The 21,880-nt window shown below is 45.7% G+C and carries 14 protein-coding genes and 3 tRNA genes; 11 read left to right on the forward strand and 6 right to left on the reverse strand.

The window, feature by feature from the left end; all coding sequences use genetic code 11:
- Window positions 1-35: 35 nt before the first annotated feature.
- The 3 genes from RHEIN_RS10650 to RHEIN_RS10660 all read right to left on the reverse strand — a co-directional run bounded on the left by RHEIN_RS10650 (window position 36) and on the right by RHEIN_RS10660 (window position 4,996).
- A complete protein-coding gene (locus tag RHEIN_RS10650; protein WP_008898981.1) occupies window positions 36-863 on the reverse strand; it encodes a 5'-nucleotidase, lipoprotein e(P4) family in 828 nt (275 codons plus the stop codon).
- 55 nt (window positions 864-918) lie between these two features.
- A complete protein-coding gene (locus RHEIN_RS10655; RefSeq protein WP_237704356.1) occupies window positions 919-3,003 on the reverse strand; it encodes a hypothetical protein in 2,085 nt (694 codons plus the stop codon).
- Window positions 3,004-3,367: 364 nt separating this feature from the next.
- Window positions 3,368-4,996, reverse strand: a complete 1,629-nt coding sequence (locus RHEIN_RS10660; protein WP_040554999.1) for an electron transfer flavoprotein-ubiquinone oxidoreductase — start codon at window positions 4,994-4,996, stop codon at window positions 3,368-3,370.
- Window positions 4,997-5,226: 230 nt separating this feature from the next.
- Between RHEIN_RS10660 and RHEIN_RS10665 the strand changes: the two genes are divergently transcribed.
- The 6 genes from RHEIN_RS10665 (at window position 5,227) to RHEIN_RS10690 (ending at window position 14,278) form a co-directional block, all read left to right on the forward strand.
- Window positions 5,227-5,976, forward strand: a complete 750-nt coding sequence (locus RHEIN_RS10665; RefSeq protein ID WP_008898984.1) for an electron transfer flavoprotein subunit beta/FixA family protein — start codon at window positions 5,227-5,229, stop codon at window positions 5,974-5,976.
- Window positions 5,976-6,902, forward strand: coding sequence for an electron transfer flavoprotein subunit alpha/FixB family protein (locus RHEIN_RS10670; protein ID WP_008898985.1), 927 nt, complete (start codon window positions 5,976-5,978; stop codon window positions 6,900-6,902). The genes RHEIN_RS10665 and RHEIN_RS10670 overlap by 1 nt, the downstream gene beginning before the upstream one ends.
- 188 nt (window positions 6,903-7,090) lie before the next feature.
- Window positions 7,091-7,510 carry a hypothetical protein gene (locus RHEIN_RS10675; RefSeq protein WP_008898986.1) on the forward strand — a complete coding sequence of 140 codons (420 nt, stop codon included), beginning with the start codon at window positions 7,091-7,093 and terminating at the stop codon, window positions 7,508-7,510.
- A 31-nt stretch (window positions 7,511-7,541) separates the two neighbouring features.
- A complete protein-coding gene (locus RHEIN_RS10680) occupies window positions 7,542-9,044 on the forward strand; it encodes a DNA recombination protein RmuC (protein WP_008898987.1) in 1,503 nt (500 codons plus the stop codon).
- A 66-nt stretch (window positions 9,045-9,110) separates the two neighbouring features.
- A complete protein-coding gene (locus RHEIN_RS10685) occupies window positions 9,111-10,295 on the forward strand; it encodes a class I SAM-dependent methyltransferase (RefSeq protein ID WP_008898988.1) in 1,185 nt (394 codons plus the stop codon).
- 116 nt (window positions 10,296-10,411) lie between these two features.
- Window positions 10,412-14,278, forward strand: a complete 3,867-nt coding sequence (locus RHEIN_RS10690; RefSeq protein ID WP_083826299.1) for a two-component regulator propeller domain-containing protein — start codon at window positions 10,412-10,414, stop codon at window positions 14,276-14,278.
- Window positions 14,279-14,684: 406 nt separating this feature from the next.
- Here RHEIN_RS10690 and RHEIN_RS10695 read toward each other — a convergent pair.
- From RHEIN_RS10695 to RHEIN_RS10705, 3 genes are all read right to left on the reverse strand, one after another.
- A tRNA-Met gene (locus RHEIN_RS10695) sits at window positions 14,685-14,761 on the reverse strand.
- Window positions 14,762-14,834: 73 nt separating this feature from the next.
- A tRNA-Met gene (locus RHEIN_RS10700) sits at window positions 14,835-14,911 on the reverse strand.
- A 149-nt stretch (window positions 14,912-15,060) separates the two neighbouring features.
- Window positions 15,061-15,137 (reverse strand) — tRNA-Met (locus RHEIN_RS10705).
- A 241-nt stretch (window positions 15,138-15,378) separates the two neighbouring features.
- Here RHEIN_RS10705 and rlmKL point away from each other — a divergent pair.
- The 5 genes from rlmKL (at window position 15,379) to rmf (ending at window position 21,872) form a co-directional block, all read left to right on the forward strand.
- Window positions 15,379-17,511: a bifunctional 23S rRNA (guanine(2069)-N(7))-methyltransferase RlmK/23S rRNA (guanine(2445)-N(2))-methyltransferase RlmL gene (gene rlmKL, locus RHEIN_RS10710; protein ID WP_008898990.1), complete on the forward strand. Its 2,133-nt coding sequence runs from the start codon at window positions 15,379-15,381 to the stop codon at window positions 17,509-17,511.
- A gap of 6 nt (window positions 17,512-17,517) precedes the next feature.
- Complete coding sequence (locus RHEIN_RS10715; RefSeq protein ID WP_008898991.1) at window positions 17,518-17,757, forward strand: glutaredoxin family protein; 240 nt, start codon at window positions 17,518-17,520, stop codon at window positions 17,755-17,757.
- 3 nt (window positions 17,758-17,760) lie between these two features.
- Window positions 17,761-19,671, forward strand: coding sequence for an ATP-binding cassette ATPase Uup (uup, locus tag RHEIN_RS10720; protein ID WP_008898992.1), 1,911 nt, complete (start codon window positions 17,761-17,763; stop codon window positions 19,669-19,671).
- Window positions 19,672-19,683: 12 nt separating this feature from the next.
- The gene (locus RHEIN_RS10725; RefSeq protein WP_008898993.1) at window positions 19,684-21,321 is read left to right on the forward strand and encodes a DUF3466 family protein; all 1,638 of its coding nucleotides are present in this window, start codon (window positions 19,684-19,686) and stop codon (window positions 21,319-21,321) included.
- A gap of 368 nt (window positions 21,322-21,689) precedes the next feature.
- On the forward strand, window positions 21,690-21,872 hold the full coding sequence (gene rmf / locus RHEIN_RS10730; RefSeq protein ID WP_008898994.1) for a ribosome modulation factor: 183 nt from the start codon (window positions 21,690-21,692) through the stop codon (window positions 21,870-21,872).
- Window positions 21,873-21,880 lie beyond the last annotated feature (8 nt).

The following is a 21,880-nucleotide window of genomic DNA, read 5'->3' on the forward strand; positions in this document are numbered from 1 at the left end:
CCTGATGGCCCTTTTTTAAACTGAATGATAAGACACTACTTAGCAGCAGGTACAGACTGCAAATACTGACTGTTTGGCTGCTTTAAAATAGTCTGCCAGGACCCATAAGCTGGGTTGGCTAATACAAACCATTTTGTGCCCCAGTAGTCCTGGTAGGTATCTACCAATGTAGAACGTTGTTCTGGCGTGATGTTTTTCTTCACATCGGGCAGGAAATCGCCAAAATCATCGCCAATCGACATTAAGATACGAAAGTCTTTCGCAGCCAGCAGGCGGCGACTTTCTTTTTCGCTGCTCCAGAGTGGTTGTTCTGACTTTAACCAGATTTGTGAAGCATCAATTTTTTCTATACCTACAGCTTTCAAATTACGCAGCGTATCGGTTCTTTGCGGGCAACTATCATCAGAGCCTTCACGTTTTTCACATTCTCTGTTGCTGATATACAATACTCTGACGCCAGCGGCTTCAGCTTTGTTGACAAAAGATACCGCGCCCGGCACAGCTTTGGCTGAAGCCATAGCGACCCATTGGTCCCAACGTTTTGGATCAAAACCAGCGTTTAACAGCACACTTTGGGCTGCAACGGGGGAGTTATCCAAAATAGTCTCATCAATATCGACAATAATAGCGGGTGGCAGCTGTTGGTAATTTTCTTTCTGGTTCGTCAAAGCAGTCCAGCTTTTATCCGCTATCGCCAAAGGCAGCTGTAAAGTCGCAGCCTGATAGGTCTGGATAGCGCTGGCTTTAAATTCGGCTGAGCTTTGGTACCACAAGGTGGCATTCATATTGTCGTGAGTGTTGGCGTGTAAGGTAAAAGAGCACCACATAAAGCTGCCCAGCAGCAAGGAGTGAGAGAGTTTCATTAAGACTCCGTTATTAAAGATAAAAAAAAGCCCCCGCTAAGCGGAGGCTTGCGACTTAGTTTTTATCCGCGCCGGGCTCAGGTTTAGCACCTTTATCGGACAGGTTATTCAGTGAAATAACCTTAGTTTTACTGATCTTATGACGATAAATCTCACGCAGGTAGTGGATAGACTTTTTCACACTGTCGCGGGATAAACGAATGTCATTAATAGAGACGAACTTGTCTTTATTACGAATCAGCTCCCGGTATTTTTTCTCATACATAGGTTTGATGGCATACCAGTTGGTATCGAGAATTTTTGCCGGATTTTCAAACTCATGCAGCATATCGTCAAGCCGTTGTTCGTCAAAATGATCGTCACGGATAAAGTCCAGCATGGCTTTGTCCAGCGAGTCATTAAAACGATAATCGTCTTTGGCAAAACAACGTTTGATAAAAGACACGATCAAAGTCAGGAAGTCATCACTCAAACAAGGACTCTTAACAATCAAAGTGGTCAGCGAGATATTGGCTGAAGCGCCAATCACCAGCGCGTAACGCTTTAAGGTGGTGTTTGGGAACAGAGTATTTAAATGGCTTTTCAGACGATTTAAATCCATGTACGACAGCTTGTAGTCTTTTGGCAACGAAATAATAGACACCACAGACGAGCAGTTCTTGAAGAAATGCAGATCTTTTAAATCTTTTGGATCGTAACCACTTTTTACATAAGAAGCTAAAGCTTCGCGGTAACGGCCAGATTCGATAGGTAACAAACTGATGCCTTCGATAGCTTGCGTTACTTTATTAAAGTGGGGCAGGTCAATAGAGCGGAAAAACAGGTCATCGATATTCAGTCCACTGTTGCTGTTTTTATCAAACAACTTCAGTTTATCCACTGCAGCAGGAGTACTTGGGATCACAGACTCAGCATAAGCAACAGCCACAGGGCCTGCCAGACTCATAAATAAGTCGTTGGCATCTAAACGTATGGTTTCCCCAATGTCGATACCGGCACGGCGGAAGTAGTTTTCGTCGTAGTCTGTGGTCACAGCCTGAGCTGTTAAGATGTTAAAAATCTGCTGGGAAATATACTGGTTGGCATATTTCTCCATCGCATTGACGTCAATATGCTGAATTTCACCGTCATCGGTTTCTTCGGCGTAACGCATAATATCGTTAGAAATCAGCATCATTGCATTCCAGGGACGGATGCGGTGCATCACGCTGGATTCGGCGCTGTCTTCATTTTCCAGGTTGTACGAGAAATCCCATTCTTCAGCCAGATATTTACACAACAAACGGCCAGAGTTGATATGCAGAGCTTCTGACATTTCAACACCATGGTCTGTGATATTCGGCAGAATACAAATACCGCTGGTGAATATAGGTTCAAACACAAAAGAATGGCCAGCGTTGGCTTCGTTTTCCATTTCTGGTCTGGTATCGAAGGTTTTCGCCATATAAGCATATTGCTGAGCCAAACCAAACTCAGATGCCATACCTGAACCTGTACCGCCGCCAGCACTGAAAATATAGAAATACAGACGGGATTGGTTGGCTTTGATACCACAGGAGTCAATCAGGTAAGAGTGAATGAATTTCCAGTCCGGGTTGGAAAACTTCTGTGTGTCTTTGTTCAGAATGATTTTCGCTAAATACTGACCCAAAATAGGAGCGTTACCTGCACCACCAGCATGGACTTCAGATAAGTCCATAATTTTCATTTTATTATAGTCTTGCAGGAAATTGGATTTTTCACCTTTATGAGAGAAACGAATACGACCTTCAATATCTTTATCCAGGTCACCCAGCATCACCAGAGGCTCAATCAAAAACACTGGTTTCACCTGATGGGACTTATCCAGATTCAAGCCTTTTTTGATCCAGCGTACAGGGCGGTATTCGGTTTCTTTTTGCTGACGTTCTTCAATATTAAATTCGTTCATATAGAAGCTGCGGGCATTATAGACCAGAGAGGCCACGTCCAGAGCTATATTAGAGCCACACCGGCCTAAGCCAATTAAACAAACCGAAGGAAACTGTTGCTGTCTTCTGTTAACGTCTTCGCCGTCTGAGGCTGGAATTGGGAAAACACTATTTCGCAAGGCATCCAGATTGGACAGGATCCGACTCAGGTCGCGTTCAGTGAAATACATGTAGCGGCCAGAACCAAAATTCAGGTCTGCTTCAGTTTCAGTGGCGGAGAATGGACGCACTGTTAAATTTACATCGTCTTTACCAGCGCCGCTTTTTATCACTTTTGTACTCATGGATAACCTTCCAAGCTGTTTTTATTGTTCTGAGCTACTTTCGATCTGAGTCATAAACATAGACTTAGCTGTCTATTATTACAATTGGCATGAAGTACAGTACAGCAAAATTATCGAAGAGAATTGAACTTTTTGATAATCAGGAAAATAAAACTGAAAAATATCGCATTATTCACACAAGGGTATGAAATAAATGGGATCAGAAACTGTCGATTTTAGTTTTTTGCTTCTGATCCCATCCCCCTGACTTTTACATATTCGGATAATTTGGACCACCAGCACCTTCTGGCGTCACCCAGGTGATGTTCTGGCGTGGGTCTTTAATATCGCAGGTTTTACAGTGAATGCAGTTTTGCGCATTGATCTGTAATCGAGGCTGCTGGTTGTCCTGAACTATTTCGTAAACACCGGCAGGGCAATAACGCTGCGCTGGTTCGTCATACAAAGCTAAATTGACCTGAACAGGAATTGAATCATCGGCCAGTTTTAAATGGCAAGGCTGATCTTCTTCATGGTTAGTGTTGGATAAATACACAGAAGATAAACGGTCAAAGCTCAATTGATTGTCTGGTTTGGCGTACTGAATTTTTGGGACTTCACTGGCCGGTCTTAATGTCAGATGATCAAAAGTGTCATCTTTTAAAGTGAAGGGCAGTTTACCGGCGAAGATGTTCTGATCCAGGGTATTAAAAGCTCCGCCCCAGAACGAACCAAATTTATGCATGGCAGGGCCAAAGTTACGGCTTCTGAACAGCTCATCAAATAACCAGCTTTGCTCAAAATGTTCTGCAAATTCAGTTAAGTCTGCACCGGCTTTATCTTGCTGCAGTGCCCCGAAAATAGTTTCAGCGGCCAGCATGCCTGATTTCATCGCGGTGTGGTTGCCTTTGATTTTGGCAAAATTCAGCGTGCCAGCATCACAACCAACCAATACACCACCAGGGAAGGTCATTTTAGGCAAGCTGTTCAGGCCACCTTTAGCTATAGCACGGGCGCCATAAGACACACGTTTACCGCCTTGCAGATACTGTTTAATGACAGGGTGCTGTTTATAACGCTGAAACTCCTCAAAAGGGCTCAGGTGAGGGTTGCTGTAATTCAAATCAACAATAAGGCCAACCACAATTTGCTGGCTTTCGGCATGGTACAAATAACCGCCGCCGCTGGTCTCTTGTTGCAATGGCCAGCCAGCACTGTGAACCACTAAACCTTGCTGATGTTGCTCTGCCGGTACGTCCCAGATTTCTTTAAAACCCAGGGCGTAATGCTGAGGAGAGCGGCCTTTATCCAGTTCAAAACGGGAGATCAGCTCTTTACCTAAATGGCCACGGCAACCTTCAGCGAAGACGGTGTATTTACCACGAAGCTCCATGGCAGGCACGTAGCTGTCTTTATGACTGCCGTCATGAGCAACACCCATCTCGCCTGTAACCACACCTTTGACGATATCGTTTTCAATCAGCAGCTCTGCAGCGGTAAAACCAGGGAATATCTCAACACCAAGCTGTTCAGCCTGAGTGGCTAACCAGCGGCATAGATTACCAATAGACACAATGTAATTGCCTTCATTGTGCATGGTTTTTGGCACCAGAAAATTCGGCAGCTTTTGCGCATTTTTCTCATCTTTTAACAGATAAATATGGTCATGCGTAACCGAAGCTGTCACTGGCGCATTCATTTTTTGCCAGTCAGGGAATAATTCATTTAAAGCTCGGGGTTCAAACACAGCGCCGGATAAAATATGGGCGCCCACTTCAGAGCCTTTTTCAACAACACATAGACTTATTTCAGTGCCTGCTGTTTTGGCTTGTTGAGCTAAGCGGATAGCAGTCGACAAACCCGCAGGGCCTGCCCCAACTATTACTACATCAAATTCCATCGACTCACGTTCAACCACAACAACCTCAACTTATCCATCTTTTTGTCTGGCTTTTCGCCTTGTTCTGCTGATGGATGATTAACTTGACATAAAATTTATAACTTCTGCTGTTTGCTAGGGTATTTCAGGTTGACGTTAACGTCAACAGTAAGTAGATTGATGACCTGGAAAGAATCAGCTTTACCTTAACGTCAACTTAGTGCTGAGTATAGCGGCCGAATGGGGTTTTTATGAAGATTTTAGTACCGGTCAAACGGGTCATAGATTACAACGTCAAAGTACGGGTAAAGGCCGATCAAAGCGGTGTGGATTTAGCCAATGTGAAAATGGCACTCAATCCGTTTTGTGAAATTGCAGTGGAAGAAGCGGTACGTTTAAAAGAAGCAGGTATTGCCACTGAAGTAGTGGTGGTGTCTATTGGGCCTGCTGCAGTGCAGGAACAACTGCGAACTGCTTTAGCCTTAGGTGCTGATCGCGCGTTGCAGATTGAGACCGAATTGAGTTTAGATTCGCTGCAAGTAGCGAAATTATTAAGCAAAGTAGTGGCTGATGAGCAGCCGCAACTGGTGATTTTAGGTAAACAAGCCATAGACTCAGACAATAACCAGACAGGCCAGATGTTGGCTGCATTAACTGGTATGGGTCAGGGCACTTTTGCGTCAAAAGTAGTAGTGGCGGATGGCAAAGTAAAAGTCACCCGCGAAATAGACGGTGGTTTACAGCAAGTAGAGCTGAGCTTACCTGCTGTAGTTTCGACAGACTTGCGTTTAAACGAGCCACGCTATGCTTCATTGCCTAACATTATGAAGGCTAAGAAAAAGCCTTTGGATGTCAAAGCGGCAGACAGCTATGGTGTGAACTTAAGCTCTAACGTCACAACGCTGAAAGTCACAGCTCCGGCATCCCGTCAGGCTGGTGTCATTGTCAGTTCTGTGGATGAGTTAGTAGCCAAATTAAAACAAGAAGCGAAGGTGATCTGATGAGCATATTAGTGATAGCGGAACACAATAATCAGAGCCTGAAGGCGGATACTCATAAAGCAGTGAAAGCAGCCAGCCAGATTGGCGGTGATATTCATCTGTTAGTGGCTGGCTTTCATTCTGCTGCTGCGGCTGCTGAAGCTGCGACTTTACAAGGTGTGACTAAGGTATTGCATGCTGATGCGCCAGTGTACCAACATCAACTGGCAGAAAACATCAGCTTGCTGGTGACTGAACTGGCGAAGGATTACCAGCATGTAGTAGCCAGTGCGACCACCAACGGCAAAAACTTTTTACCACGTGTCGCAGCTTTATTAGACGTCGCACAAATTTCCGATGTGATTGCTATTGAAAGTGCCGATACTTTTGTTCGTCCTGTGTATGCAGGTAACGCTATTGCAACAGTAAAAAGCAGCGACGCTATTAAAGTGCTGACTGTGCGTTCTGCGGCTTTTGATGCGGTAGATACTGGCAATAACGCAACCATTGAAGCTATCAATCTAGCAAAAGATGCGGGTGTATCGGCTTTTGTCAGTGAAGAGCTGACGAAATCAGAGCGTCCTGAATTGACGGCAGCCAAAGTCATCATCTCTGGTGGTCGTGGTATGCAAAATGGTGAAAACTTTGCGCTGTTAAACGGCATTGCCGACAAGCTGAATGCGGCTATTGGTGCTTCTCGTGCTGCAGTGGATGCTGGTTTTGTACCTAACGATATGCAAGTAGGCCAGACAGGTAAAATTGTTGCGCCAGATTTGTATATAGCAGTGGGTATTTCTGGTGCTATCCAGCATTTAGCTGGTATGAAAGATTCCAAAGTGATAGTGGCCATCAATAAAGACCCTGAAGCGCCCATTTTCCAGGTGGCGGATTACGGTCTGGTAGGCGATTTATTCGCAATTCTGCCTGAGCTGGAAGCGAAAATTTAACCTCTATAATCTTTTGATCGGTTTAAAGGGGGCCAGCTTTGGCCCTCTTTACCCAAGTTAATAAATTGCTTACAAATTTCTTCAGTAACTCTCTTGTTCCCTTTGATTTGGATCTCTAAGATAGGCGGCTAATGCGCCGTTTCGGGCTTTTCGCCACTTGGGTGATCACGCTGTTCAGGAGATGAAAAATGAAAAAAACGTTAACTCTGGCTGTTTTAGTGTTGTCACTTACAGGCTGCGTTACTGTGCCAGCCACTACAGAAAATCTGGTCACCCAGCTTGATGGTCCTTTGGCACAGCTTCAGCTCGACACCCGCCAGTTGCAGTTAAGACTGGAACGGTTAACAGAAAACAAAGAATGCCAGCAAGACAATCAGTGTAAAGTCATAGGGGTTGGCGCTCGTCCTTGCGGTGGACCGGATCAATATCTGATTTACTCGACGCTGCATACAGATGAAAAAATGTTAAGCTACACCAACGATCGTTATCAAAAGCTAAAAAAGCAACAAAATGAAAAGCTTGGAATGATGTCGACTTGCCAGATGCTGATGCCGCCTGCGAGCTCCTGTGTCGCACAAAAGTGCAGTTTAGGGCAGCCAGCCAGCTGATTTTTGTTACCCCTATGATGTAGAGAGAACCATGACCACAGAAGCTTTGTTCGGTTTAACCAGCGTTTTAGCTGTGGTTTTGCTTTGTTGCGTCTGGGCTTTGATCCTATTCCGCAGCAAAGCGGTTCAATTGCAACACCAACTTGGGGTGCAACAAACCACAAATCAGCTTCAGACTCAGCAAAGCCAGCATGATCAGCAGCTGTTACAACAGACTCAACTGCAATTGCAGCAGGTTCAGGACGATTTTAAAGATCTAAGTTACCAGCAACAAAAGTATGCGGCCGAATTAGCCCGCAGCCAAAGCCAATATCAGCAGGTATCACAGCTCTGGACCGAGTTAAAGCAGCAACATCAGGCGCAGCAGCAGGATTATATGCAACTGCAGCGTGACCACAGTGCCTTACAAATCAGTTTAAAAGAAAAACAACAGCATTTTGTTGAGCAACAGGCGTTGTTGCAAAACAGCAAACAGCAGCTCAGTCTCGAATTTCAGCAGTTGGCCCAACAAATTTTTGAAGACAAGTCGGTGCGTTTCCAGGCCTCCAATCAGGAAGCATTAAACAGCTTACTGAATCCGTTCCGCCTACAATTAGATGCCTTTAAAAGTAAAGTGGAAGATATTCACCTCAAAGACAGTCAGCAGCAGGCTTTACTGAATCACGAGTTACAGCATTTAAAAATTTTGAATCAACAAATCACCGAAGAAGCGCATCAGTTGGCTGTGGCCCTAAAAGGCCAGAAAAAAACGCAAGGCAATTGGGGCGAACTGGTATTGGAAAATGTACTGGAACGTTCAGGCTTAAGAGCGGGGCAGGATTACCAGCGTGAATTTTCGGTGACCCAGGAAGATGGCTCTAAATTGCGACCTGATTTGGTGGTGTTTTTACCCCAGGGTAAACATTTGATTATCGACGCCAAAGTGTCTTTAAATGCCTACAGCCGTTATATCAACTCAGAGGATGATCTGGAACGTCAACTCGCGTTGCAGGAGCATGTTGCTGCCATGGCCGCTCGTATTAAAGAATTATCCGATCGTAATTATCACAAGTTACCTGGTCTGAATTCACCGGATTTGGTGTTTATGTTTGTGCCCATAGAGTCGGCCTTTGTCGAAGCCTTAAAAGCCGATGAAAGCTTATTCCAGCAAGCGCTGAATCAGAATGTCTTAGTGGCGACACCTACCACTTTATTGACCAGCCTCAATATTGTCAGGCAGTTATGGCGTTATGAAGAGCAACATAAACACACGGCAGAACTGGCGAAACGCGCTGATGCGGTCTTTAACAAATTACGCACCTTTCTGACGACCTTTTTAAGAGTCAAAGAGAGCTTAAACAGAGCCCAGGAAGCTTATGAAACGGCCGAAAGTCAGCTGTACAAGGGCAGAGCGAATCTGGTGAAACAGGTCAACGAGTTTAAAGATTTAACGCCTGCTATTCAGGCCGAGCTTCCCGAGTATTTTGTGGAGAAATCTCAGATTGAATTTGATGCTGAAACTCAGGCTGAGACAAAAACGCCCACTGCATCCTAAACAAGGCTGGAGTGGGTTTACCTCAAGGGTATATACTAACGGCCTTTTTGACTGCAGAGAATTTCAGTGAGTACTTCAGATTTCAGCGCCTTTATCCAACTCCTAAAACAAAAGCTTGAGAGCAACAGCTGGCAAAAACTGCTGCTAAGCGGTTATCAGGGTGAGGATACGACTCTGGTGCGGATTGAAGTACGGCCTGTCTCGCTGAAAAATGTCGCGCATTTAAGCTTTTTATACCGACATAAAACCCGTGATATCACTAAAAACTTTGTGCTCAGTGAAGGGCTTGAGCTGATCCAAAATCTTTTAGGCTCGGAGTTTAAAGCTGCCCATTTCACAGCTTCCGACAGCGAAACTCAATTGAGTGTCAGTAAAAAAGGCAAAGTGTTAAGCAGCACTAAGGTCATCAAACAAGCCGCAGCTAGCCCGGCAGCCTTAAAGCATGACAAAGAGAAGCAGCGCTTCCTGACGCTGGACCGGCCTTTTTTACAGCAACTTGGTGTCACAGACGCGCAGCATAAGCTGGTTCCTGCCATGTCGCGTAAATGGAAGCAGATTAATAAGTTTGTCGAAGTCTTTGACCGAGCCTTAGAGCAAACGACTTTAAAACAAAAACCTGCAGTGCATATTGCCGATTTTGGCTCTGGTAAAGCCTATCTGACTTTTGCTGTACATGATTACCTGACGCACCAGTTGGGGCTTGATGCCAAAGTGACTGGGGTTGAACTTCGCCAGGAACTGGTCGATTTATGCAATGCTGTCGCCTGTGATTTGAATTTACAGGGCATTGGTTTTGAGCAGGGGGATGTTAAACATTTTCAGGCCAAAGGCATAGATGTCATGATAGCCCTGCACGCCTGTGATATAGCCACAGATCACGCTATTCATATGGGCATTCGCACAGGTGCTTCGATGATTATGTGTTCGCCTTGTTGCCATAAACAGCTACGGCCACAACTGATCAGCCCCCCTTTGTTACAACCCATGCTGAAACACGGCATTCATTTAGGTGAACAGGCTGAAATGCTGACCGATAGCCTGCGCGCTTTGCTGCTGGAGGCTTATGGTTATGAAACTCAGGTGTTTGAATTCATATCCCTGGAGCACACCAGTAAAAATAAGATGATTCTGGCAGTAAAAAGCCAGAAACCAAAAAATCGCAAAGAGCTGCTTTCCCAGGTTCAACAGATCAAAAGCTTTTACGGCATACAGCAGCATTGCCTGGAAGAGTTGTTAATGCAGTCAGACTAGTTCAGCACATCAAGGCAAGGTTTTACTCTGGAACAGAGTTTAGGTTAACTCAGTACCAAGCCGTTTAAATCCATTGGCTTGCTCAAATTGTGAAAGCGGTAAATACTGAATAAACAATGCGATATAGCTGGGGAAAAACTGTGGTAAAAGGCCTTTGGTCCTTGTTGCTGGGGTTTGTATTGCTGATGGCCAATGTTGCCTGTGCATCTGAGCAGGTGCGTCAGGTCTACAGTAGGTTTATTTCACTGGAACAGAACCAGGCTCATATTTCCTCTACTGCATTGGCACAAGATCATGCCGGTCAAATCTGGCTTGGTACTCAGCATGGCCTCTATCGGCTGAATGGGTCTGAAGTGACCCTGTTCAGAGCTGATGCGACTGATCCTGATTCATTATCAGCAGACTGGATCAGCAGTTTATTGGTCGATCAACAAGGAACGCTGTGGATTGGCACCCGTTATGCGGGTGTGAACAAATTTAATCCATCGTCAGAAAGCTTTAGCAGGGTGCCATTACCAGCAACTATCAACAATGGCTCCAGTGAAATTTCAGTGCTGTATCAGGATCCAAAGCGCAAGCTTTGGGTTGGCAGCTACGGTGCTGGTTTATTTTTATTGGATCCACAACAACTAAGTCTGACAGCTCAAACTTTACCTGCTCATGTGGATGGTGTCTCCAGTATCCATATCAATGATTTATTGATGACAACAGACGGCGTTTTGTATTTGGCTTCAGGTGATGCACCTCTGCGGACTTTGTCCGGAACAGGAGGGGGCCTTATTGCCTGGGATCCGGAGCAAAATTCAGCTCGTGGCTGGCATAAAGTTAAGAACGGGCAAGCGGCCGGTTCTATTAATAGACTTTACCTGAAAAGTCCTCAACACCTGATGCTGGCCAGTTTTAGTGGCGGTTTGTTGCAGCTTGATCTTAGTTCTGGTGAGCTTTCGATCCCTGTGCAACCTACAACATTGCGACAGGCTCAGTTAACCGACATGCTCAAAGATGAAGCTGGCGGCTTATGGTTGGGTAGTTACAATGCAGGATTGTGGTATCAACAGGATAGGGGGAGTGATTGGCTGCAATTCCAGCATCAGGGCCAATTCAGTGGGGGCTTACCAGGTAACAGTATTTACGCGCTGATGCTGGATAAGCAAGGCACGGTCTGGACTGTTAATCAGCTGCGTGTTGCTGGTATCAGTCGCTTTGCCCGTCATATACGCACTTTACCCACAGCAACGGATCAGCCGCAACTGTTGCCCGCCAGCGATATATTAGGTATTGATGTGGTCAATGGCAGCACTGTCTGGCTGGCAAATCGACAAGGGGGATTATTAAAATTTGATCCTCAACAAGCCCAACTCGAAGCTATCCCTATGCCAGACGGTAACCCGGATTTCAGCGCACGACAGGTTCGATGGGCTCCGCAGTTGGACCTTGTCTGGACGGGCTCAGAGCTGGGGCTTTGGCAATTTAAACCCAAAACACAAGAGTGGCAACCTGTCCCTTTGCTTAGCGATACACAGACACAACCTGTGATTAAATCATTGTATCTGGATCGCGAACAGCAGCTGTGGGTTGGCACTCGGGGCCATGGTGTATTTATCGTCAGTGCCGATGGTCAGCAAATCACTCCACTGAACAGATACAGCACACCTGGTTTGCCAGTGGATGACATTAATCTGGTGTATCAGGACAGCTTTGGTCTGATCTGGATTGGCAGTGCCGATCAAGGTTTGTTTATTTATGACCAGCAGAATGGAAGGCTGCAACAATGGCAACAAAAGGATGCCAGCCAACATGGTCTGCAATTTAATGGCATTCAGTTGGTGGTCGAAGAAAATGAACATTTATGGATCCATGCAGGCAACTTACGTCATAGGGTATTGCGCTCTGAAAATACGCCGGCGCAGATTGAAGGCTTTAAACCTTATCTGACAGCAGCGGATGATGATGCAGAATTACGCTCGGCTCAGTTATTTCGCTTATTGTATCGTCAGCATTTTTTGCCGGAGCAGAAAAGTTACCTGAATCTGGATGAACGCCTTGGTGTGCAAAGCGTGACATGGATAGGTTCATGGGCTGAGCATCAGGGCTGGTTATTTCGTGGCGGTAAAGAAGGGCTGGATTTCTACCAGATCGATCAATTACCTCAGCAATGGCCTTTAAACAGCTTAAAACTGACCAGCCTGAGTTTATTCAACCAGATTGTGCCACCAGCCAGAGCTGAAACTCAGTCTTTGTTACCTGTGGTGTTATCCGCACTGGATCAACTGACGTTAGATTATCAGCAGGATATGTTCAGCCTGCATTTTTCTGTGCCTGAGTTTGTGCAGCCAGAAAAGCTGCGTTACCGTTATCAACTTAATGGCTTCGACCGGGATTGGATCCAGGCCAGCCAGCCTGTTGCTACATACACCCGCCTGCCTCCAGGCAGCTATGTCTGGCAAGCGGAAGCCAGTATGGGGGATGGCCCCTGGCAGACTCAAACCTCATTAGCTATTGAGGTATTACCACCATGGTGGATGACATGGTGGTTCAGAACTGCGCTGGTCGCTCTGGTCCTGTTTAGCAGCTTCTCCTGGTACCAGCAAAAAATGAAAAGGCAACTGGAAATGAGACGCCAGTTGGAGCTTCAGGTCAGCTTGCGTACAGAGGAACTGAGCCAAAAAACCAGTCAGTTACAAGAAAAACATCAGGCGTTAAGGCGTTCTTATCAGGACATTACGTTATTACAACAAATTAGCCGGGAGATCACGGCGTCGCTGGATTTGAAGCAGGTATTGACCCGCTGCCATTCGCATTTATCGCATATGCTGGATGCCCATGTGCTGCTCATCGGTATCTATCGCGAGACAGAACACAAACTCGACTTTGCTTTCTGGATGGAAAACAACCAACTGGCGCCCCGGTTTGATGTGGATTTGGCGCAGGCGAATACACCAGCTGTGATTTGTTTTAACAGTCAGCGTGAAATAATTATTCGGGAGGCTGCTGAATTTCTTATACATCTGCCTGAAATTCCCCGACCGCTCTACGGCGCTATGACCAAATCCGTCTTGTATTTTCCACTGACAGTCAGTGGCAAAGCTGTTGGTGTTTTTTCTGTGCAAAGCTTAGAAGATAACGCTTACTCTGATTCTCAGATTGAACTGCTACGCACTTTAGCCAGTTATGTCGCCATCTCAGTGGCCAATGCTGACTCCTTTGAGCAGTTGCAATTGACCCAGCAGCAATTGATCACTCAGGAAAAAATGGCCGGACTTGGCTCACTGGTCGCTGGCGTTGCTCATGAAATTAATACGCCCCTGGGTATTTGTGTTACTGCGTCCAGTCATTTACAAGCTGAGCTCGACACAGTTCAGCAAGCTGTTGATCAAAAAGTGCTACAGCAAAGCCAATTTCAGCGGTTCCTGCAGCATTTGCGTGAAGGTCTGAAAATTCTGCAGGTTAATACGGGCAGAGCAGCAGATTTGGTGCAGAGTTTTAAAAAAGTATCGGTGGATCAATCCAATGTCAGTCTGCGTGAATTTAATCTCGCTACTTATTTGCAGGATGTTTTGCTGACCTTAAAACCACAATTACATAAAGCAGGCTGTGTGCTTGACGCTCAGTGCGAACCCAATCTTGTGCTTTATACCGATCCCGGCGCAATAGCTCAGATTATTACCAATCTGGTGATGAATGCACTGATCCATGGTGTAAAAGACAGACCAGATCCCAGAATTCAACTCAGTTTTATTCAGGAGGGCCGAACCTTGTTGATGAAATTCAGTGACAACGGCAAAGGTTTGGATCAGCGAGCTTTGCAGCATCTGTTTGAACCTTTTTATACAACCAACCGCAATAACGGTGGCACAGGACTGGGAGCACATATTGTCTATAACCTGGTCACTGTCAGTTTAAAAGGTCATATCGAAGTGCAAAGCGAACCAGAGCAGGGGCTGCATTACAAAATTACTTTTCCGGTGCGAAGGGATAGTTAATGCTATGGATATAAAGAGCAACCCGACGAGCTACCAGGTTGTTCCATCTTTTAAACCCTAAATTTTTGATACAAAAAAACCGACTGAAAAGTCGGTCTTAAAGTTGGTTGCGGGAGCCCCGATCTTTGTGAAGAGCGAGCTGATGACCTTCGCCCGGGGTTATAAAGAGGAGACCGACGAGCTACCAGGTTGCTCCATCTTTTTAAGCCCCAAATTTTAGATACAAAAAACCAGCATTAAGCTGGCTTTAAAGTTGGTTGCGGGAGCCCTGATCTTTGTGAAGATCGAACCGACGACCTTCGCCCGGGGTTATAAAGAGGAGACCGACGAGATATCAGGCTGCTCCATTGCTTTAATCTCTGAATTTCAGACACAAAAAAACCGACTATGAAGTCGGTCTTAAAGTTGGTTGCGGGAGCCGGATTTGAACCGACGACCTTCGGGTTATGAGCCCGACGAGCTACCAGGCTGCTCCATCCCGCGTCAGTATCTTAACACCGAGCAGAGTGTGTTAAGTGGGGTACTACTTTTTTACATTACTTAAGAAAACTTAAGTTGGTTGCGGGAGCCGGATTTGAACCGACGACCTTCGGGTTATGAGCCCGACGAGCTACCAGGCTGCTCCATCCCGCGTCCGTATCTTAACATCGAGCAGTGTATGTTAAGTCTTATAATGCAATCACGAATTGGTTGCGGGAGCCGGATTTGAACCGACGCCCTTCGCCACGGCGTTATAAAGAGGAGCCCAAGGGCTAATTTACTTTACAACGCCTATCACGAATTGGTTGCGGGAGCCGGATTTGAACCGACGACCTTCGGGTTATGAGCCCGACGAGCTACCAGGCTGCTCCATCCCGCGTCCGTGTTTGCGGGGCGCATAGTAGAGCTTTTGACATAGCAGCGCAAGGCTTAATATCAGTAAATTCCAAAGAAGCGAACTGACTGCGCAATTATTAAACGCATAGGTCTTTAAGTAGGCGATAGTGGCTGTTTCTGATGTAGCAGCAACGCAAATCTTTGTTTCTGAGCTGAAAAACATCCCAATGCTTTCGAAAGCGCTTCTGTTATAATGTGCGCCATTTTATTGCAGGGCAGATCATATGTTGGAATTCTGGGCCTTAACATCTAAAGGTGTTGAAGAGCTGTTGGCGGACGAAATCCGTCGTTATCAAGGCGAAATCATTAAATTAGGCATGGGCGTGGTTCGCTTTAAAGCAGAGCTTAAAGATGCGTATCAGCTGTGCTTATGGTCGCGTCTGGCGACCCGTATTATGCGCCTGGAACAATCCATCGAAATTGATGCCAATTCCGACTTGTATCAGGTTGCCATGCGTATTAACTGGCCTTCCTTAATGCGGATGGAACAAAGCTTTGCGGTTGAATGTGTCGGCAAACACCCCACCATAGACAATACCCAATTTGGTGGCATGCGCGTGAAAGATGCCATAGTGGATCAGTTCCGCGAGCGTTACGATGCGCGCCCTAATGTGGATCGTCTGGATCCGGACGTACGCTTTCAGGTGCGTTTAGAACGTCAGTTTTTCCATTTCTTCCAGGATTTCTCTGGCCCTTCGTTGCATCAGCGTGGTTATCGTAAAGAGCAGGGCGAAGCGCCTTTAAAAGAACATTTAGCAGCGGCTTTATTATTGCGCTCTGGCTGGAAGGCTGATCAGCCTTTATATGACCCATTTTGTGGTAGCGGTACTTTATTAATAGAAGCAGTGCTGATGGCCCGTCAGTTGGCCCCAGGTTTAAAGCGGGAGAAGTTTGCGTTTGAACAATGGGGCGATCACCAGCCTGAACTCTGGCAGCAGCTGCGCGCAGAAGCTTTAGGATCACGTCAGGCTATAGCTGAAGGTGTTACTTTTGTCGGTAGCGATACTGATGAGCGCACCTTACAAAAAGCCCGTCAGAACGCCGCCCGAGCTGGTGTGGCTGATTTTATTGAATTTATAACCCAGGATGCGACACAAATTCAGTCGGCCGTGTGTGAAGGCAAAGGCGTTATTATTACCAACCCGCCATACGGTGAGCGTTTAGGTGATTTGCCAAGCCTTATTCCTATTTATGCTGAATTCTCTTTAGGCCTGAAAAAACACTATCAGGGCTGGCGTTTAGCCATTATCACTTCAAGCCCGGATTTATTGCGTGCACTGAAGTTATCAAAAGCCAAAAGCTATAAGTTCACTAACGGTCCTTTAGACTGTGAATTTACCATGTTTGATTTGACCGAACAGCAAGTGCAGGTCAATGCCAACAGTCAAAGTGCCGCTTTGTTTTATGCGGAAAGTGAATCTTTTGGCAATCGTCTGAAGAAAAACGTCAAGCAGCTGGAGAAGTGGGCTAAACGCGAAAACATTAGCTGTTATCGTATGTACGACGCCGATATTCCTGAATACAACGTCGCAGTCGACTGGTATGACGGCGAAGTGGTGATCCATGAATACGCCGCACCTTCTAATGTTGATGAACAAATTGCGCAAAAACGTTTATTTGATGTGGTAAATCTGGTGCCTAAAGTGCTGGGTATCAGTAGCGACAAACTGGTGCTGAAAGTTCGTGAAAAACAAAAAGGTAAAGATCAATACCAGGCGCTGGCCAAAGCCGGTCAGTACAAACAAGTGACAGAATATGGCGCTAAGTTTTTAGTGAACCTGCGTGATTATCTGGATACCGGTTTGTTTTTAGATCACCGCGTTACTCGTTTAGCGATTCAACAGCAAGCGAAAGGCAAAAAAGTATTGAATTTATTTGCCTACACTGGGACTGCTTCTGTGCATGCCGCTTTAGGTGGCGCTTTGTCAGTCACTACAGTGGATATGTCAAATACCTATCTGGACTGGGCAAAACGCAATTTCCTTATTAATGGTCTGGATGGCAAAGCCTATCAGTTTGTGCAGGATAACTGTCTGGATTGGCTGAAAGGCTGTAAAAACCAGTTTGATTTAATCTTTGTTGACCCGCCGACCTTTTCGAATTCGAAACGGATGGAAGATACCTGGGATGTGCAACGTGACCACGTTAAGTTACTGACTATGGTAGGGCGTTGTCTGGCGCCTAATGGCAAAGTGATATTTTCCAACAATAAAAGACGCTTTAAAATCGACAAAGCAGAGCTGGAAGAAGCGGGGTGGATCATCAAAGATATTTCAGCCCAGAGTTTACCGGAAGACTTTAAACGTAACCCCAATATTCACGTCTGCTTTGAGCTATTCAAGCGGGTTGAAGAGTAAGTTTTCATGATCATGCGGCTTTACAGCACCTGGGGTTGCCATTTGTGCGAACAGGCTGAGCAGCTTCTGCTGCAGGCTGGTGTCGCAGGTGCTGTTGAAATTATAGATATAGTGGACGAACCGGCGGCTTTTGAGCGCTATCGTGTGCATATTCCGGTGTTAAAAGTGAATGAACAGGAACTGTTCTGGCCCTTTGAACTTGAACAGATACAACAACTGCTGCGTCAGCAGTCGTCAGGATTATAAAGAGTGGAATTATTACGTTTTCAGCAAGCCAGCCTTGCTTTTGGTACACACCCCATTTTAGATAAAGTGGATTTCAGTTTATTTGCTGGCGAACGCGTCTGTTTGGTTGGTCGCAACGGGGCTGGTAAATCCTCCTTCTTAAAAATATTGACCGGTCATCAAAATCTGGATGATGGCCAGGTCGTCCGGCAGAATAATCTAATTATCAGCCGCTTAGAGCAAGACCCTCCAGCTCGTGTTGATATTAAAGTGGCTGATTTTATTCGTGAAGGCGCGGGTGATTTAGCGGAAAAACTGCAGCGTTTTTATCATCTGGCCGATCATTTCTCTGACGCGACCGAAGCTGAACAACGTGAATTTGGCACCTTGCAGGCCGAACTCGATACCCGTCATGGCTGGCAGTTAGAAAGCCGTATTGAAGAGCTGTGTTTGCAGTTTGAAATGGACCCAAATACCACTTTGGCTTCCTTATCAGGGGGTTGGTTACGTAAAGCTGCTTTGGCAAAAGCTCTGGTGTCACAGCCTACCGTATTACTGCTGGATGAACCGACGAACCACTTAGATGTGGCCGCTATCCAATGGCTTGAGCAGTTCTTTATGAACTTCAAAGGCGCCATTATTTTTATCTCGCACGACAGGGCCTTTATCCGGGCCTTGGCCAGCCGCATTATCGATTTGGACCGTGGTGAACTGACTTCGCATCCAGGTAACTACGCCGAGTACCTTGAGCGTAAGCAAAAACTGCTGGAAGTTGAGCAGCAACATAATGCCTTGTTTGACAGAAAACTGGCAGAAGAAGAAGTGTGGATCCGCCAAGGCATTAAAGCCCGTCGTACCCGTAACGAAGGCCGTGTTCGGGCGTTAAAAGAACTGCGTAATGAACGCGCGGCCCGGGTTGAACAAATGGGCAAGGTTGAATTTGCCATTGAGCAGTCGCAAAAATCCGGCAAACTGGTGTTTGAGACTAAAGATGTCAACGTCAGCTTTAAAGGCGAAACCGTCCTTAAAGACATCAACATTTTAGTGATGCGTGGTGATCGTATTGCTTTGGTCGGGCCAAACGGTGTGGGTAAATCGACTTTAATCAAAACGTTGCTTGGCGAATACAATGCCGACAGCGGTGAGATTAAACGCGGTACTAATCTTGAAGTGGCCTATTTTGACCAGCACCGTATTCAATTGGATTTAAATGCCACGGTGCAGGATAACGTCGCTGATGGTAAGCAGGAAATTATCCAAAACGGCCAAACCCGTCATGTACTGAGCTACCTGCAGGACTTCTTATTTGCACCGGCTCGCGCCAGAACACCGGTTCGGGCTTTGTCAGGTGGCGAGAAAAATCGCCTATTGCTGGCGCGTTTATTCGCTAAACCAAGTAACTTACTGATCCTCGATGAGCCGACCAACGATCTGGATGTAGAGACGCTTGAGCTGTTAGAGGATATTCTGCAGCAGTATCAAGGCACTGTGCTTCTGGTCAGCCACGACCGAGAATTCGTTAATAATACAGTCACCAGTTCGCTGTATTTCGCCGGTCAGGGCAAGGTGGTGGACATAGCGGGTGACTATGAAGACGTGGTTGCCTACCAAAAACGGCAGCAAAATAATGTAAAAGCTGTTGAAACAGTGCAAAAAAGTGTAAAACCTGTCGAAGAAAAGCCTGTTGAGCTTTCATCCACAAGCAGTAAGAAGTTATCATACAAAGAGAAACGAGAACTGGAACTATTGCCCGCTTTAATCGAGACACTTGATGCAGAATTAAGTGCCTTGCAGCAGCAAGTCAATGATCCACAATTTTTCCGGCAAAATGCCGATTACACCCAAAAAGCGTTGAACCAATTGCATGATGCCGAGTCGAAGCTCGCGCACGCCTATGAGCGTTGGGAACAATTAGAAGCATTAAATCAGCAGTAACAGGGGACCTGAATGAGATTATCGCCCGTAGTATTAGCCTTATTACCCGGCCTGGCCGCCAGCTCAGCTTATGCCGCTGTTTATCAGGTTCAGGAGCTGGCAGAGATCAACACAGTCCGCTCACAGTTTGGCGCTGCGTTGAATGACAATGGTGATGCTGTAGGTTCTGGGTCATTTATCTACAATTTCCCTGTCGATATCAGCGCTATTGATTTTGAAAATGCCAGTTTGGTTGCAGCCTTAACGGCCGAACAAATAGAACAAATCAAACAGGGTAATATCAGCGCGTCTTCGCAGGCTGTTTTAATCAATTATTTGGGCGCTAATATCGATAACTACGAAATTCAACGATATACAGATGTCATGGCGTTTGATTTGGTCACTGGTGAGCAGGTGAAAATCCGCGAACAAGCAACAACACCAACCAGCAGGGAATACCTCTACGATATCAATAATAGTGGTAATGCCATTGGTGTCTCGACAGCGACATTCACCCAGCAAAGTTTTACACCGGAAGCCACAGAAGATGAGCCTTCTCCAGAGACCGTAAACTTGTGGTTGCCTGAGCCTGCTTACTTAAAGTCTTATGTAGTAAACGGCAATAGCGTCACTGCATTACCTATTCCTTATGAAAACTTCGGTGGCGGTTTTTCTTCGGCTATAAAAATAAGCGAAGACAACTATATAGCTGGCTCAGGTAGTGTTTCCATGATGGAAAGCACCGAAGAGACTATTGAAACCGTTTGCACCGGAAAAACCAGACCTGTTAGCCTTTGTTATGACCAATATAAAGCGGGTTATATAGAACGAGCTTTAGTCTGGAAAATGAACGAGGCCGGGCAAATTTCAGCACCTGTCCAATATGGGGTTTTAGGGCCAATTATAGAAAATACGGCAGAAAATTTTTACGTTAGCCGGGCTTTGTCTGTCAACGATGATGGTGTAGCTGTTGGCTACTCTAGTTATACCGATGAGGAGCGCAGGGTCAGCACCAGACACGCCACAGTCTTTCATGAAGGTGAAGTGTCAGAAGTTATAGACCCGGTGGAATGGAACTCGAGCTTGGCAACTGATATTAATAATCAAAATATTATTGTCGGTTCTGCAAGCACCACCTTTAATGGCTTACCAACCAACAGGTTGTTTGTATTTGATTACAATACAAAAACACTAACTTACCCCAATGGTTTTTTTAATAGCTCTGATACCAACCCTATGGCTATTAACGAAAATAACATGGTGGTAGGTTCTGCGGATATTTTACCTACTGATGGTACAACAAGACGTAAGGTAGCCTTTTTGTATGATATCGAAAACGACAGTTTCACTGATTTAAATACCTTGTTGCCTTGTGATTCAGCTTTTACTTTGGTTGAAGCTAAAGATATCAACAATAATAATGAAATCATTGCCAATGCTGTGGTTTCTGTTGAACAACGTGATGTCAAAGGGGATGTGGTAAAAGACAGCGCAGGTAATCCAGTGATGGAGAACGTATCCAGAGCTGTAAAACTGATGCCTGTTCCCAACGGCACTATAGAAAGCTGTCAGATAGAAGACGACGAGACCTATGAGCGTCAAGGCGGTTCATCCACTTGGTTTAGTTTGCTGTTGTTACCACTGCTGTTGCTAAGAAGACGCTTAAGCTAGTTGATAATGACTAAGCATTGTTAAAAACAAACCCGCGAAAGCGGGTTTGTTTTATCTGATATCATCGTACTTCTATTTTCGGCCATTTCCCGTGCTGGTTTTGGAAAGGTTGATGGCTGCAGGATCACTGTTATTCACAGCTTCAGCCACCGAAAGTGGACATCATGAGCGATGTGAGTAAATAGTTACCCCAGCAATTCAAAAAAAATAAATTATTTTGTCATCAAATCTTAAATAACTTCAGGTTCTTAGTTAATGTCAATAGGGGGAGGCCAAGTTTATTAGTGGAACCTTTTTGGCATCTCGACTATCTATTAAGGTGCAACGTAAGTTGTTTGCTTATTTATCAGATCGAGGAAGATTGCCTTATGAAAAGACAGAAAAGAGATCGTTTAGAACGTGCTCATGCTCAAGGTTATCGCGCCGCTGTCACAGGTCGCTCAAAAGAGATTTGTCCTTATCAGAATTTAGACACCAGGTCGCAATGGCTCGGAGGGTACCGGGAAGCGATGGAAGACAAAGGGACTGGCTTGTTTGCCAGAGGTCAATAACCAACGAA

Source organism: Rheinheimera sp. A13L (genome assembly GCF_000217935.1).
GTDB lineage: Bacteria > Pseudomonadota > Gammaproteobacteria > Enterobacterales > Alteromonadaceae > Pararheinheimera.

Bases quoted from the DNA above. Each gene is read 5' to 3' on its own strand.
- RHEIN_RS10650 (WP_008898981.1), bottom strand. From the start codon at position 863: ATGAAACTCTCTCACTCCTTGCTGCTGGGCAGCTTTATGTGGTGCTCT.
- RHEIN_RS10655 (WP_237704356.1), bottom strand. From the start codon at position 3,003: ATGTATTTCACTGAACGCGACCTGAGTCGGATCCTGTCCAATCTGGAT.
- RHEIN_RS10660 (WP_040554999.1), bottom strand. From the start codon at position 4,996: ATGGAATTTGATGTAGTAATAGTTGGGGCAGGCCCTGCGGGTTTGTCG.
- RHEIN_RS10665 (WP_008898984.1), top strand. From the start codon at position 5,227: ATGAAGATTTTAGTACCGGTCAAACGGGTCATAGATTACAACGTCAAA.
- RHEIN_RS10670 (WP_008898985.1), top strand. From the start codon at position 5,976: ATGAGCATATTAGTGATAGCGGAACACAATAATCAGAGCCTGAAGGCG.
- RHEIN_RS10675 (WP_008898986.1), top strand. From the start codon at position 7,091: ATGAAAAAAACGTTAACTCTGGCTGTTTTAGTGTTGTCACTTACAGGC.
- RHEIN_RS10680 (WP_008898987.1), top strand. From the start codon at position 7,542: ATGACCACAGAAGCTTTGTTCGGTTTAACCAGCGTTTTAGCTGTGGTT.
- RHEIN_RS10690 (WP_083826299.1), top strand. From the start codon at position 10,412: ATGCGATATAGCTGGGGAAAAACTGTGGTAAAAGGCCTTTGGTCCTTG.
- rlmKL (WP_008898990.1), top strand. From the start codon at position 15,379: ATGTTGGAATTCTGGGCCTTAACATCTAAAGGTGTTGAAGAGCTGTTG.
- RHEIN_RS10715 (WP_008898991.1), top strand. From the start codon at position 17,518: ATGATCATGCGGCTTTACAGCACCTGGGGTTGCCATTTGTGCGAACAG.
- RHEIN_RS10725 (WP_008898993.1), top strand. From the start codon at position 19,684: ATGAGATTATCGCCCGTAGTATTAGCCTTATTACCCGGCCTGGCCGCC.
- rmf (WP_008898994.1), top strand. From the start codon at position 21,690: ATGAAAAGACAGAAAAGAGATCGTTTAGAACGTGCTCATGCTCAAGGT.